Here is a 14,698-nt window from a genome sequence, read left to right as displayed (position 1 = left end):
TAAAGTTAACTTCATAGTCTGCACAAACGGCCAAATTTGAACAGCAGACTGTGAATGATTCTATTTAAATTAGAGAGCTTGCTCCCTGGGAAGGCTTAAGTGTTTACTTAGGCCTTCTGTTATTATTATATAGTCCGTATTATTTCATAGGCATTACTTTTTTAGGGGTTTCACATATGTTATTTTCACATGGTCGTTCTCATCAAACGCGTATGAAATCGGATTGATACGCGACATGATACGGAGAATGACTTCCAATGATTCGTTTTTAACGGTAAATGTATATGCCAAGGTATCCGGAACAGCTGCATCCACATCTATTTTGACATTATACCATTTTTCCAGATAGCGGACGATATAACGGAGAGACTTTGCCTCAAAACGGATACTTTCGTTTGCCCAGAAAGATTCGAAAGAAACATCAGCCGGTCCCACATTCAAGGTTTTATCTTTCTTATTCAACTGAACGATTTCTCCCGGATGCAAATAAGTTTCCTGTCCTCCCGCAGCAACAGATACCGACCCCCGGAAGAGTGTTACTGAAATATTATCCTCTCCAGGATAAGAATTTACATCAAAACGCGTACCATGTACTTTCACCTTCATTTCCGAGGCATTAACAATAAAAGGATGCTGTTCGTCTTTCTTTATATCGAATAAGGCTTCCCCATTCAACGAAACCTCACGATTATCCGAAAAATTTGACGTATACTCTAATGTTGAACCTGTATTCAACCAAACCGTACTGCTATCCGGTAGCAATAATTTCGATTTTCCGGTTAATGCCGAATAAACCAAGCGGGTATTCGGATAACCATTAAAATGTCCGGTTCCATATAAGGCTGAAAAAGTAAGTGAGATTATCAACAAAACAGAAGCAACCGCCACCACCATACGGTATTTCCGTAAGGATACCACATTCCTGCAAGTTCCCTTACTATTCATTTTATTTTCCAACAGTTGCCAATAATAGGAAGTATCCGGCTCATAAGACAAAGCCTCTTCGCGAATATCATTCCATAAAGTCTCCAGTTCATAAAACAAAGCAGCATTTTCATTTAAAAGCAGCCATTTTTGAAAAAACTGCTTTTCCTCTTCACTTGTTTCCCCTTTCAAATGGGAGATAATTAATTGCCATGGTATATTCTTGTGCATAAAATAAATCTTCTTTTTACAGTAAGACACATCAAAGGAATAGAACCCTACTCCATTTTTTATGTTTTTTTGAAGATTATAAAAAAAGATTTACCACAAATAAGAATAAGCATCTCCCAAGTAAGCTCGTATTTGCTTTAAAGCTTTGGTTATCTGCGCCTCTACGGCTTTTACCGTTATATTTAGTTGATAGGCGATTTCTTTATTCGATAAGTTTTCCGTCCGGCTTTTATTAAATACTTCCCGGCATTTAGGGGATAAAGACAAAATTGCTTCCTGTATCAAACGCTGTAGCTCTTTTATCTCAAAAGTATCATCATTCTCAAACCGTTCCAATGAAGAAAAATCATTTAACGTAACAAAACGGTCATTATCTCTTAAATAGTTCAATGCCCTATTACGTACCGACTGAAATAGATAGGCTTTCAAAGTGATTTCTACTTGCAGGGTTTCCCGTTTTTCCCATATTCCCGCAAATATATCCAATACAATATCTTCTGCAACTCCAGGTTCCCTGATATATAAGCGAATAAAACGGCACAAACAGGGGAAATATAACTCAAACAAATGCTTGAAAGCCAAATGATCCCCTGCTTTTATTAAATTCAGAATAAATAAGTCATCTGTTATTTTATCCATCTATTCACTCCCTTGCTCTAACACATCACATGCAAACATATATAAAAAAATATGAATATACATGATGAACATCCATGTTTAATACTTTTCCGAGAGTCATAATATCTGGAAAACACCTGTTATTTATCTATTATCTGCCGGGTAGGCAATGCCCAACTGGCGGCGGACCTCATCGATAATTTCCAATGTTATCAGGGAATTTTCATGGCTATTAATAGCAGACTCGCGTTTACCGGCTAATACCAGGTCGATAAACTCTGCCACTTCGTAAAAGTATTCATCTTTATCCGTAACGGCACTGATATCTTGCGGTTCCGTTGACGGTCCTTTGCCTGAAGCGGCCACCGGACGAGGCGTAAAGGTCACTTTGCCGATGATATTAATACGGTCCAGTAAGATATTTCCATCCTCCCCCTGTATTTCCGTCGGTAATGAGGAATTGGCTATTTTAGAATAAAGCACTGTGGCATTCATCCCGTCATACTCAAAATTAACAGCACCCTGCCCATCTGCACCGGAAGAGAGCACCACACCGGATGCCTGTATCTTTTTCGGGCGGCCGAACAATACCACCATCGGATAGACCGTATATATACCTATATCCATCATCGCTCCGTTAGACAGCTCCGGTTTAAAGGCATTTAAAACAATGCCTTCCTTAAATTTATCATAACGGGAAGAATATTGGCAATAACATGAAAAATACCGCCGGATCGTACCTACCTGTGCTATATTTTCGCGGACAGACAGGAAGTTCGGGGTTAAAGTAGGCTTCATTGCCTCCATCAAGGTGACATTATATTTTTTAGATGCGGCAATCATTTCCCTGACTTCTTTTGCATTGGAAGCAAAAGGCTTCTCACATAATACATGCTTGCCGTGCTTCATACAAAGGATACTTTGTTCTGCATGCAGGAAATTGGGAGTAGCGATATAAACAGCATCAATCAAAGGGCTTTTTGCCATTTCTTCCAGGGAAGTGAAGGTATAGGGTATCTGATGTTTGGCTGCAAATGCATCTGCCGTTTCCTGTTTCCGTGAACATACGGCTACCAGCTCAAAACGTTTATCCTGCCGTGCCCCGGCAAGTACCCAGTCTGTAATAAAATTCGTTCCTATAACGCCGAAGCGTATTTTGTCCGGTTGTTTTTCCATTCGTAGCATATTATTTTAGTATCAATATTTCATTCTCGATAGACAGTTCTGGGACCTTATCCGTACTGCTTAAGGTCAGGCAATAAGGAACGGCATCTTCCAGATGGTTTGCTTTCAGGCGTGCCATATGGTCGGTCGGTTCCAGATAAGCCATCAAATCCTGCTTGTTTGTGTTCCACATATCGCGGGCCATCACAGCCGCATCGCTGCCTGTTTCATACAAACCGGTCTGCAATAAAGTTTCGACCAGCGCCCCACCGAAAAGGGTATCCTCGATATTCACTTTATCCTGCCAGCCTGAACATAATACAACCACGTCACGTTTATGCGCCAGGCAATAACCGGCTACTGCCTGCAAGTTGATAAAAGCCCCTGTTATTACCCGGTAGGCATCGCGTGCAATCGTAATGGCACGCGTTCCGTTGGTTGTTGTAAACACCACATCTTTCCCGTTCACTTTTTCAGGCGTATAATCCAGGGGAGAATTGCCGAAGTCCGCAAAATCACAACGTTTCACATTGCGTTCCGCACCAACCAGCCACCCCTTTTCCTTATAAGCCTGCGCTTCTTCTATGGTTGCTACCGGGCGGATACTGTGCACACCGTTACCGAAAGCAGCCGCCATTGTAGTCGTTGCCCGAAACACATCTACCACGACGACGACAGCCTCCGGATTATGATATACCGGATACAAAGCCGGCGAAAAACATACGTCTATTTTCATACTTTTTATCTTATATCTACTACAAAAATACAGGATTATTCCATTAAAACAGTCCAGAACAGACAACTTTGAATAACTCTTTGACGGATTAACGTAAATACTCAAACAGAATGTTATTATATCTGTATTTCCCATACGGGCAGGAACAATTTCCTTATTAGGTTGTTTTTTCTATACATTTTAAAAAAACGTTTTAAACTAAATCAACTAAATCGTATGAAAAGAATTTTATCTTTAATGGTGGTGTGTGCCTTCGTATTAGGCGGTATGACACAGGTTCAGGCTCAAAGTAGCAAGAGTGCTGAAAAAGCAGAAAAGAAACTGGAAAGAAAAGAAAAAAGAGAAGCACGGCTTGAAAAGGACTCAGTGATGGGTGAAGAGGCTTTCAACAATGCCATGCAGGCAATCACAAACAAATCATTCGTTTTGGAGGCCAACTCCGTACAACCGTTGAACGGACGTGTGTATTATGTCAATTCAAACACAAACTTCGTTTCACTGAACGACGGACAGGCGATGGTTCAGATTGCTTCCAACTCCCCTTATCCCGGTCCTAACGGATTAGGAGGTATCACCGTACAGGGCAGTGCTTCAAATATCCAGATCAAACAAGAGAATAACGGCAATGTTTACCTTTCCATGAACGTACAGGGTATCTTTATTTCCGCAACAGTCAATCTGGTATTGTTTAGCGCAACAAACAATGCAACGGTAACTGTCGATCCGAACTTCTCAGGCAACGATCTGACTATGACCGGAACATTGCTCCCTTATTCACAATCCAACGTATTTCAGGGTACAACCTATTAAGTAAACAATTAAACTAAAAAAGAGCCGGTTTTCCCAAAGGGGAGCCGGCTCTTTTAGATAGGTTAACAACATTAAATAGTCCCTCATTCCCTCTCAAAAATCATCTTCCTGAAATAATCCGTATTTTTTCACCAATACAGACAATTCCGGGTCGAGATTAGCCCTGAACTTGATTTTTTCATCCATTTCTGCTGCACTGAGCAATAATAATACCGCTTTCTTTTCTTCTCCCAAACGCACCTGCAAAATGGCTTGCAGATACTTAATTTCAGCAAGTTGAGGTAACGTCTCAAATATACGGAGAGCAGCTTTATCATATCCCAATGACATATATGCCAACGCCGTATTCCGGTCTGCATACGGACGCAATATTTCGAGTGCCTGTTCATATTTACGCTTTTTCAGATACTCCATCCCTCGGGCATAAGTAGTATCCGGCTCCGTAGTGTACAACGTATCCTGCCGCATACCTTTCCGCGAAAGACTGAAATGAAAATCTACCGAACGCACGAGCGGGTATAATTTATCATACATATATGCATATTCTTTTGGATAACGTATTCTGATTAAATACTCGCGGCGGTCCGGTTCGTTTTCTTTCCAGATAAGTTTCAGGACGGCTTCCTTGTTTCCCACAAAATTCCGGTCTGCTATTATCAGGCGAGTCAGTTTGTCCCAATCTTCCGGAATAGTCCGTATCTTGACAAGTTTCGGCAGATTTGGTATCTCATCTGCAGTTTCCAGTTGGATCATTTTACCGGAGGCATCGACCTCAACGCTGGTATTGATAGCCAAAGAATCATACAGCATAGCAAAATCACGTTCCAAAACAGAACGGATAGACTCTGCACGTTTCCGGGCTATTTCACCGTTGATTTTCCAGTTTCCTTCCGGAGAAGAAGTGGCAAATAAGGTCAGGCTGTCTATCCTGTAGACCGGATCTGTCATCAAGTCAAGACTCAAGTCATATATCTTCTTCAATCCTTCCCGGTTGGTTTCTATTTTACTATCCAGTTTGAACTTATTTTTAGGAAAGGTGAAATCGACACTCACATTGGCTTCCGCATCCCGCGTTACAATCTTTCGGACATACCGGGGAGATTCATCCACAAACTTCATCATCGAACTGACCAGATAAGTCAGCGTGTCCGAGAGCGGTAAAGGATATCTGGTACCGGTACTGCTTACCACATCACCTGTCAGATAGACTTTCATCCGGGATGAATTTTCATCGGCCTGAATATTTTCGGAGTACAGGAAATATACTTGTCCTGCAGCATAAATCACCGTATCGAGACGTGCTTCGGAATTAAAAGGAAAACGTACGATGTCCCGGAATTTCTCATCCCGCATCGCTTTACGTGCCTCATTACGTGCAATCTTCTGCGTATTATAAAACATCTTGACCAAACTGGCCGAATCCACCGAACTGATGCGGTCTATCCACTTTCCGATCTTTTCCTGCCGGGCGGCATACCTCATGGCAGGAGGATTTATATTATACAGCCGGCGCATAAAGCGGTATTGCGGATAAACAGCCCGAAAATGTTCATAACGTTTCGTATAGTAATTTATGGTAGATGCGGAGTCGAAAAGGCTGTATTTAAAATCACGTACTACTTTCACGCTGGGGATGTGCCGTTGAACAGAGTCCGGGATTTCACGCCGGAACGTGTATACAGGCAGGAAATTATAAAGGAAATTGAAACGCGAAGCATATTGCTTCCGGATACTTCCCGTATCCGGTAAAAGCGTATCCGGACGAATCTGTTTTTGATAATAATCATAAATATCCTTCTCCGAGAACTGTGAAAGAAGCATCCTGCGGGTAGGCACAGTGTCTGCTTTCCCGGCTATCCATGAAAGAGGAAGCATATCGGCTTCCGGACGGCGGAAATGATACATCGGGAAAAAGTTTTTTATTTTCCGATACCTTTTCGTGTACTTCTCTGCCAACTGGCTACGGTTCAGATAAGCTGAAGTGGTATCTTTGCCGGCTATCAGGGCTTTCAGCATTTTAATTCCCTGCCCGCTTTCCGCACGTGCCCCTTTTATACGGTAATGCATATATAATCCTGCACTCAGCCTTTCCATTTTTTCATTAAAAAAGATAAAACGCGGATAGTATATTTCCGGATTTACCCCACCGGGATACCTCTCCTGCCGGTACGGAGAATTAACAGAAGAATTCAGTGCCAGCTCATAGAAATATCTTTTACGGGCTATCAGCTCTTCCGCCTTTTGGTTCCCACGCGCAACCTTTGCTACATAATTACTCCATAACCTTGTCGAATCGCCGGGCATGGAAAGCTTTTGATATTCGATTTTATTATGGTAACGGGTACGGAGTTTATCGGTAAGACGATCCGCACGCATATTGAAAAAACGAAAACGTTCCGGCAAATATTTGTTCAGATAGCGTACCGTATCGTTCATACGCTCCCAGGCCTGGTTATATTGCCACTGCTGCCGGTCTATCATCCGGTAAGCATCGGATTGCATACGCTGTTTCAGCAACGTATCAAGCCGGATAGCTTTCTTATTAAAAAAATCGAAGCGTTGCAACAGCTGGTCCGGACGGCGCTTTTTGACATCAAGTATAGCCCAGCGACGCTCCAGTCCGCGCTGATACCATTTCAGTCGTTCCAGATAACGTTCGAAAGCATGATAGTTGACAAATGTATGGTAAAAATTAACCGAATCGGGGATAATGTTTTCCAGAAAACGGTCATAACGCCGATAGTCCCTTTCCTGTTGTTCACGAAATTTAGAACCGGTAAAGCGCAGCTCTCTCAATGAATCAGGCAGGTCACCTTTCAGCAGGACAGGCCGGATATTAACCATCCAGTTTTCTGCCTGCAATTCCTTGGGAACCGTTACTACAAACTCCACATTGATTTTTCCATCCCGTTCGGCTGTATTACGTACAGATCGTGATGAAATCACAATTTCATCCATCATGACAGTGCTGATATTCTCTTTATTGATACTGTCCCACTCGGCCGATACACCTACAGGTACGGAATCACCCGTGGCTGTGACAAATATAAAATCCGGGTTAACGGTACTGTGCACCAAAGTATCTTGCTTCACAACAGCAAGTGGGTTTACACGCTGTCCTGCAGGCAATGCCAGCGTTACTCTGGGTTGTTCTTTATACAGCCTTCCGAACGGAGAACAAGCAGTAACTATTGCCATAAAGAATAAGATGCAGATGCTCTTTGTACTTTTCATAAATCCATAGGTTAGCCTGAGTACAGACCTCAGAACAGATAAACCAAACTCAGTGCAAGCTTAGGTACCGGAAGATAATAGGTTCCTGATCCGACTTTGTCCCCACAATGCTCGCAGCGATACTTGGTATAAGGAGAAATCAACAAACCCAGACCTGCTTCTGCTTCCAGATTCCATCGTTTACCGAGCAACCAGGTACGTCCATAAGTCATTCCGGCACCATATCCCCAACCCTGATAACGATATTCACCGCTCCAAGCCATGTTGTACCGGGCCCCCATGGCATACATACTAATAAAATTACCGGCATAAGGTTGCCAAAGCCAGTATCGGGCACCCGGTTCGATCAACCAGTGTTTGATTTTCTTCGTATCACTAAAATTCCAGGGATTATACGAAATCCCCATATTTATGGTCCAGTGTTCGCTTAGGAGCATACTTCCTTCCACGTTGAATGTGGTAGTGGCCAATTTCAACGTATTGGTTTGCACCGAATAAAACTGGGCATGCAGGTGAGTCGTAAGACTACCTGCAAACAATAGGATAAAAGATAATAAACAATATCGTATGAATCGTCTCATTGATGTTTCAATATAAGGAGTTTATATTAGTTGGCTGTTAGTCAGTTTTCCGCACCATTCACCATAGGCTTTCCGATAGCAGTAGGCAATAGGCGGAGCGCTAATCTGTATGTATGTGTCCGAAACCAATGTATTATAGAAATCCGAGAGTTTTAACAGATATGACTCAGGGACATGTACACAAGGCATATACTCTCCATGATCTTCTAAGGCCTCTTTAGTGGCTTCCAATACCGGGTATATGATACTCAGGTAATAAGCGGAATATCCAAAGGCCCAAAACGTATCATTCATATAAAACAAGTAAATGTGATACAGGTTTTTACGCTCTTTATCCATTACTAATTCCGGAATCTCCATATTTCTTTTTTATTACTGATTAATAATCACTTACGCATCTCACATTACTCAAGGTCGTTTTTGGTTGCCAGAAACAACGGGGAACACCTTGCTTGAAATCGAAAAACCAGGCATTATCGGCACCTTTCTCTGTGGAAGCCCAGTAGCTTTTTGTCGATGCATCTTCCATTTTCGCTTGCGGATAGATAATGCCGATCGGTTCACGAAACAACCACATCAGTTGCAGTTCGCGTTGGGTGGGAACACGCCATTTACGTCCGGTACCATGCGCAGTTTTACCATAGTTGCGGCATCCTGTATCTGCTGTTCCTGTGAAATCGGCACTCAGATTTCCATTACCTCCGGTTACACCCGCAGCCTGAATCCAACTGACATTAGCCACGTCTGTGGGAGCTACGATGAAACGCATCGGAATTCTGTCATTGACATTCAGATTCCCGCCATTTCCCCCAGAAACCTGATGACGGATGGTTGTCCCGTTTCTCATCATTTTAAATCCCAGGTCCCATTGAGCAGATTTTGCTAATCCTTCCGAGTAAATAATGGCGAAATTTACGCCATTAACCGACTCTTTTTGGATATATTGCCCAAAAGCATCCAATGGCAAACCAATCAATATCCAAACGACCGACAGGGTGATATAGTATTTGAAACTCATAATCTTCACTTTTTAAAGAATTATATTCTATTTGTTGGCGGTAACTTTATCCGGATTCCGGCAACCTCGTACGTAATGACGATTACTATCCTCATTGACAGGAGCGGTTTTCACTTCTCCTTCATTTGTGATTACAAAGGCTTGAGGAACATCTTTAAGGGCCGTAGAAGACCAATAGCTGGGACTTTGCTGGCTTACCATACTTGAGGAAGCAACCCACGTGCCTATCAACTCTCCTATGGAAGGAAGATACCATGTAAAGTCATGTTGGCCTGCATTGCCCAGACCATTCAGTCCCATATAACATGCCAAAGCCGCCGGATAGTGTATATATGTGATAGTAGTTCCTTGTAGTGTTCGGGTATTAGCGTAACCGTCTGTCAAAGAAGTTGCTCCTAAATTACTGAATGAACTTCCTGCATACCATCTCAAGTCATACCTCCCTAAATCCTCTATTCCCGATCCTTGCCATGGAAAAGGACTATCTGCAAAATAGGTTTCTATTCTTTGGGAGTATTCCCATTTTACGGCAGTTGGATCAGTTGTTGACTGTAAAGGGGTATTACTTGAACTACTATATGCCACAAGCTTTCCGGAAAATTTACCGGGAATAAGCCTTATCACATTGCTATCATCCTCTATCCTGCCCTTCAAAGTTATATTGTAAGTCTGGTTATAATTGGGGTAAATACTGAAATCAGTAGTGAGATTCTTCCCCAGAAAAATCTGATATAGAACAAAATCTTTTACAACAGGCAGTGCAGTAGTTCCCCCCGGCGACATCTCCCTGCCCATAATTTGAAGGTAAGTACCACCCAATGGCGAAAAGTTACGACGGGTAAGCAGAGTGGATGTAGTCACTGTCTTCTGAAGATTAACAGGTATATATAAAGACTTTCCACCAATAGGAAGAGCATCCCCCATGGTCGGAGTAGTAAGTACTTTGCTCCAATAAGAGGAAGACAGTTTTTTTTCATCCAAAGCAGGAAAAACCGCCGTCCTTCCTAATGTATTAAAGTAACTTTTATTGGGGATGTTCATCAATGATACATCCCAGTTTTCAAATTTGCTAAAATCCGCATTATCTGTTTGTATGTTAAAAGTAACCTTTGCCACCGTACGTTGTAAAACAATAGCTATCTGTTTGCCCGAAGCCGCAATGACTGCATCAACCAAACCGCACATGACCATTGTTTTTTTATTAATCCCACTCACACTTAATTCACGCAATGGAAAACTCTGATTTCCATTCAATCCGAAATTCAGATTTTGCAAATCCGAATAAGTAGAACTGTTTTCTTGCAAAGAATTAAAATCCCCCGGACTAACATTCGCTATAACTACGAATCTGTGCTTGACGGCTGTTCCACCGGAGCCTGTGGTTGTTAGCTTAAGCTCCACATCTTTTGTATCAATTACTCCATTCGGACAAGGATATGTTTTCTTACCATACAGAGTGGAAGTAGCAGTCGTCCCCGCAAACTGCAATAAGGTATAATTATAGATGGCATTTTCTTCATCAATAGCTGTACCGACTCTCGTAACCGGTGTCTCCACCAATTCTATATCCATACCTGGAGTCGAAACGGACAAAACCGAATTTCCTCCTCCGGCACGTGTTTCTCCCGTAAATGGAGTGCTATAAGCCTCCGTACTCAAACTCAGTTTTACAGGAACAGTCTTTCCCGGAAGAAGTGTTGGAGATGAAGACATCATATTGTCATCTGTACACCCTCCGGATATCAGACAAAATATACATATTAAGGATATTAATATTCTAATCATAGGAATATGGTTCGTTTATATATTAATTAAATATCATTGTTTATGGTATTTCCCGAATACAACGCACAGCTAATTTCATTTTTTTGTCTTGTGGAGATATCATCGGACCCCTACGTTGAAAATTAGTTCTACTTTCGTCATAATAGTACATGGCCCACGCCTGATTCTCGTTTACTTCAGTACCCGTCCAATATAATTTATATTGATTTTTATCAGCAGAAAAGTTCAATTTCGACAGCGAAGTGTTATTGCCCGCATTATAAACTAAATATACAAATAAGGCTCTGAGCTCAGAGGCCCTCGGAAGTCTCCAATTATGAAAGCCTCCTCCATTATATTTTCTGCAGATTTCTTTTGCGACCAAATCTCCATTATCATCCTCCCACGGTACCGGTTCAATGGAAATATCTTCCGTAGTCATCTGAAATATCGGATAGACTTTTTCCATGGAAGCTACATTCTGATCGTCAGCTATGATTATTCCTCCCGCAGGAGGTGGAGATATTACTGGATTGGCAGGTACATATGCACCATTGGCACCATAGTTCACAGTAGTAAGATAACTTTCAAACAGATGGTTTCCGATAGTTGATGCCGTGTACATTTGAGGAAACTTAACATTATTATCCGCTGACGTCCACAGTGGTGGTCGACCACTACCATCATAGCTTTGATAGTCTATTTTTACATAATTTGCAGGAACAGATTGGTTTCCGCCAAAATTTTCATTTATATCTGCTGATGTCCAATCTAAAAGACGTAGGTTCATAGACGAATTATTGTACTCAAGGTTATAAGTATTTTTATAGCCTTGTCTGAAACCATATGTGTTTCCGTCTTTGTTCAGATGTTCTTTCTTAATGGGAAACAATTCTTTATTTCCGTTAATCATCATTGTAATGACTATATCTTCATCTTTGACTCCTGCATCCATAAACACTGGAACCAGAAATTCGTATGTTATAGGAGAACCCACAGACAGTGCTTGCGGACTTCTTACTTCTCCTATCGGACCGGTACTACTTCCCTCCATTGCCAATCCGGTTTCGGGACTGATATTTCCTTTATTTTTAATCCATTCTCCCGATAAATTATCTATAGCTACACTGGTCAGATTAAATGTGCCCTTCGCTATATATTTCGTCACGTTAATAACTATCCAGGAATAGGCATGCTGAAACTGTAAGGGGATCGTTGCTTTATCTTCTCCGGATGACGAGGAGATTATATATGAGGTATTGGTATTATAGAGTATTTCTGTTTGTTTAGGATTAGTAGTTCCGGAAAAATCAAACGGAATTCCATTAGTAAAAGCTCCGGTTCCGCTGATGGCCGGATAATAAGCGATTACCTTTAACGGTTTTCCTTCAGGCCCTTGGGGAGTTACAAGCTGATTATCAGTATTTTTTTTAAAACTCCAGTTCCACTCCCCGCCCGGTATCTGCGGGGGATTACTCATTGTGGCTGTCAAATCACCAGATCCTTCAAAAACTTCACTATGCAAGCTATTATTTTTCGTAATGGACATGCCAAATGTATAAGAATTCCCGGTAAATCCATTGATGGATTCAACGCTCCTCGTTTCAGTAACGGTTGGATTTGTCGTGGACGCGTTGAAACTCAGGAATACATTTCTTGTTTGAGCTCCGGTTTCAATCCCGTCACTTTTTTCGCATGCCCCTGTCAATAATAAAAAGCACGATACAATGATGATTGCTCCGGATAAGCGATGTTTCTTTTGAATATCCATATTTATCATATAATATTGTTTCATTTACTGTACTTGCCGTACACATCTGATTTTAAGTAATTCCGTCTTCGCATGGTTTGCCGCATTGCGAGGATTGCCGGCTTCAAAATTCATACCCCAAGCCTGTTCGGAATGTTTTCTATCTAAATCCGAATTACTTACCAGGTATTCCGACCCACTCCAATAAGTACCACTGAATGGCGAGAACCCTCTCATCGATTCCAGACTTTGCCTGTTTAAATAGATTAATGCCAGTTCCGAAAGTCGCGGAAGTCTCCAGTCGTTATACCCTTCCCCCTGATAGTTACGGCAAATATCAAAAGCCGTAAGAGTGTTATTCGTTTTCCATGCAATTTTTTCATTACCTTGCACATCAACTATATCATCGCCGGATACCATCAGGTTGGGATATGCTCCCTCCAGATTAAAAGCAGCCTCCACTGTGGCATATAGTTGCCCGTTTTGAATGCCAACCGGATATTGTACAGCGTAAAAGCTATTTGCTTCGCCATAAAATTCGTTGTAATCAAATCTCATATTCTGATTATTTCCCCAAGCATATTTTTTCTGTGGAACATTGAGCTTGGTAGTAGCATCCCATAGCAAAATCTCACCATTCAATCTTCCATATGATATGCGGTAGCCGGTTATTGAAGGTATGGGAACCGGATTGGATGATGTCCATGCTACAAGATTGGCAGAGAAACTAATATCTTTCGGCACACTCTTATATGCCAACTCTGCTGTGGGATAACCTTCGTCCGTTACCTTGGTCACACTGAACTGATAGATATGGTTACGTAGGATATCCATTTTTTCACCGGAATTATCGTTGGTAAAGTCCACACGATAGTAAGATAGCTGAGAAGAGTTATTGTAATAACCTCCTACAATAATAGCTAAACGGTTAGCATGCCGGGCATCATATACGCTCCCCCACTGCAAATCAGCTTCGGGCAGGTAGATTTGTCCCAAGCAGTAAGTACCGTTCGTTATATAGGAAGTACCGCTATAAGTTTTCGTACTCGTTGCTCCACCGGACTCAGAAGGACGGTCTATCACGATTTTATTTGAAGAAACACCGCCGGAAGTGACAGTATTCCAATGGTAGTTCTCCACTGCCGGCATATATGTGTATCTCTGTCCAGCCCGCCATACTTGTACTTCAGTCATGGTAAAAGGAACCTTGCCTTTCGTCCATGATATAATAGTACCATCCGAGTCTGTATTCTTAGTACCGATGCCGATATCCACACGGGCTACGGCACGAATTAGCTCTGTGCTGCTGTTATACGCAGTGCCATCCTTCACCTGAACGGAGGCTCCTCCATTAACCACTCCGAACATAGGGTACAGATGGGTTTCATCAAAAACAAGGGGATCGGGCGTTGCCTCACTCAGGCAAGTTCGCTGCACATCTTCATAGCTATTGCCATACAAACCATAAAGAAATCCATAGTCAGGGAGGTTTGCGAGAATAACAAGTTTGTAGTTATCATTTGCGTCCATACTTTGCAACAAGTTGGCGGTATATGATCCACTGGCGTTCCTGTGTCCCTCCGCCACATAACGCAGGGTACCGTAAGAGTCATTATTAGCATTAAACTGAAGAATATAAATGGAAGAAATTTGCGAATCTGTATCCGCACTGCTTCCTGAAGCGTTGCCCGCGTCGGAAGTCGATACAGAGAGCTTGACCAGGACAGGCCCCTCCCGTAGCGCGTTGTACTGGTCATCGTTCTGACAAGCTCCCAGTAAGAAAATTAGCCCAACGACTTTTACCAAGTCATTCAACTTCGATATATAATTCTTCTCTATCTTCATATTATTTCTTTTAATTTCTCCGG

12 protein-coding genes are annotated in these 14,698 nt (G+C 42.0%); 1 reads left to right on the top strand and 11 read right to left on the bottom strand.

What is annotated here, in order from left to right; all coding sequences use genetic code 11:
* Positions 1–153 precede the first annotated feature (153 nt).
* From ACGE0T_RS03850 to ACGE0T_RS03835, 4 genes are all read right to left on the bottom strand, one after another.
* Positions 154–1,155: a FecR family protein gene (locus ACGE0T_RS03850; protein ID WP_459189221.1), complete on the bottom strand. Its 1,002-nt coding sequence runs from the start codon at positions 1,153–1,155 to the stop codon at positions 154–156.
* 90 nt (positions 1,156–1,245) lie between these two features.
* The gene (locus tag ACGE0T_RS03845) at positions 1,246–1,794 is read right to left on the bottom strand and encodes an RNA polymerase sigma-70 factor (RefSeq protein ID WP_459189220.1); all 549 of its coding nucleotides are present in this window, start codon (positions 1,792–1,794) and stop codon (positions 1,246–1,248) included.
* Positions 1,795–1,917: 123 nt separating this feature from the next.
* A complete protein-coding gene (locus tag ACGE0T_RS03840) occupies positions 1,918–2,949 on the bottom strand; it encodes a Gfo/Idh/MocA family protein (RefSeq protein ID WP_459189219.1) in 1,032 nt (343 codons plus the stop codon).
* A 10-nt stretch (positions 2,950–2,959) separates the two neighbouring features.
* Positions 2,960–3,673, bottom strand: coding sequence for a 2-phosphosulfolactate phosphatase (locus ACGE0T_RS03835; protein WP_459189218.1), 714 nt, complete (start codon positions 3,671–3,673; stop codon positions 2,960–2,962).
* 216 nt (positions 3,674–3,889) lie between these two features.
* Here ACGE0T_RS03835 and ACGE0T_RS03830 point away from each other — a divergent pair, with 216 nt between their 5' ends.
* Positions 3,890–4,483 (top strand): DUF4251 domain-containing protein, encoded by a 594-nt coding sequence (locus tag ACGE0T_RS03830; protein WP_459189217.1) that lies wholly within the window; start codon positions 3,890–3,892, stop codon positions 4,481–4,483.
* A gap of 93 nt (positions 4,484–4,576) precedes the next feature.
* Here the strand turns inward: ACGE0T_RS03830 and ACGE0T_RS03825 are convergent, their stop codons facing one another.
* The 7 genes from ACGE0T_RS03825 to ACGE0T_RS03795 are packed head-to-tail and all read right to left on the bottom strand — an operon-like array spanning position 4,577 to position 14,675.
* Positions 4,577–7,717, bottom strand: coding sequence for a tetratricopeptide repeat protein (locus tag ACGE0T_RS03825; RefSeq protein ID WP_459189216.1), 3,141 nt, complete (start codon positions 7,715–7,717; stop codon positions 4,577–4,579).
* A gap of 29 nt (positions 7,718–7,746) precedes the next feature.
* Positions 7,747–8,298: a DUF3575 domain-containing protein gene (locus tag ACGE0T_RS03820; protein WP_459189215.1), complete on the bottom strand. Its 552-nt coding sequence runs from the start codon at positions 8,296–8,298 to the stop codon at positions 7,747–7,749.
* Between the two features lie 21 nt (positions 8,299–8,319).
* Positions 8,320–8,658, bottom strand: coding sequence for a hypothetical protein (locus tag ACGE0T_RS03815; RefSeq protein WP_459189214.1), 339 nt, complete (start codon positions 8,656–8,658; stop codon positions 8,320–8,322).
* Between the two features lie 19 nt (positions 8,659–8,677).
* On the bottom strand, positions 8,678–9,316 hold the full coding sequence (locus ACGE0T_RS03810) for an Lcl domain-containing protein (protein WP_459189213.1): 639 nt from the start codon (positions 9,314–9,316) through the stop codon (positions 8,678–8,680).
* Between the two features lie 27 nt (positions 9,317–9,343).
* Positions 9,344–11,101 (bottom strand): DUF4906 domain-containing protein, encoded by a 1,758-nt coding sequence (locus ACGE0T_RS03805; RefSeq protein WP_459189212.1) that lies wholly within the window; start codon positions 11,099–11,101, stop codon positions 9,344–9,346.
* Positions 11,102–11,141: 40 nt separating this feature from the next.
* Positions 11,142–12,860: an Lcl domain-containing protein gene (locus ACGE0T_RS03800; protein ID WP_459189211.1), complete on the bottom strand. Its 1,719-nt coding sequence runs from the start codon at positions 12,858–12,860 to the stop codon at positions 11,142–11,144.
* A gap of 15 nt (positions 12,861–12,875) precedes the next feature.
* Positions 12,876–14,675, bottom strand: a complete 1,800-nt coding sequence (locus ACGE0T_RS03795) for an Lcl domain-containing protein (protein ID WP_459189210.1) — start codon at positions 14,673–14,675, stop codon at positions 12,876–12,878.
* Positions 14,676–14,698 lie beyond the last annotated feature (23 nt).

Source organism: Parabacteroides sp. APC149_11_2_Y6 (assembly GCF_054506995.1).
Note: the sequence above shows the minus strand (reverse complement) of the source record. Positions and strands in the feature narration are given on the sequence as shown.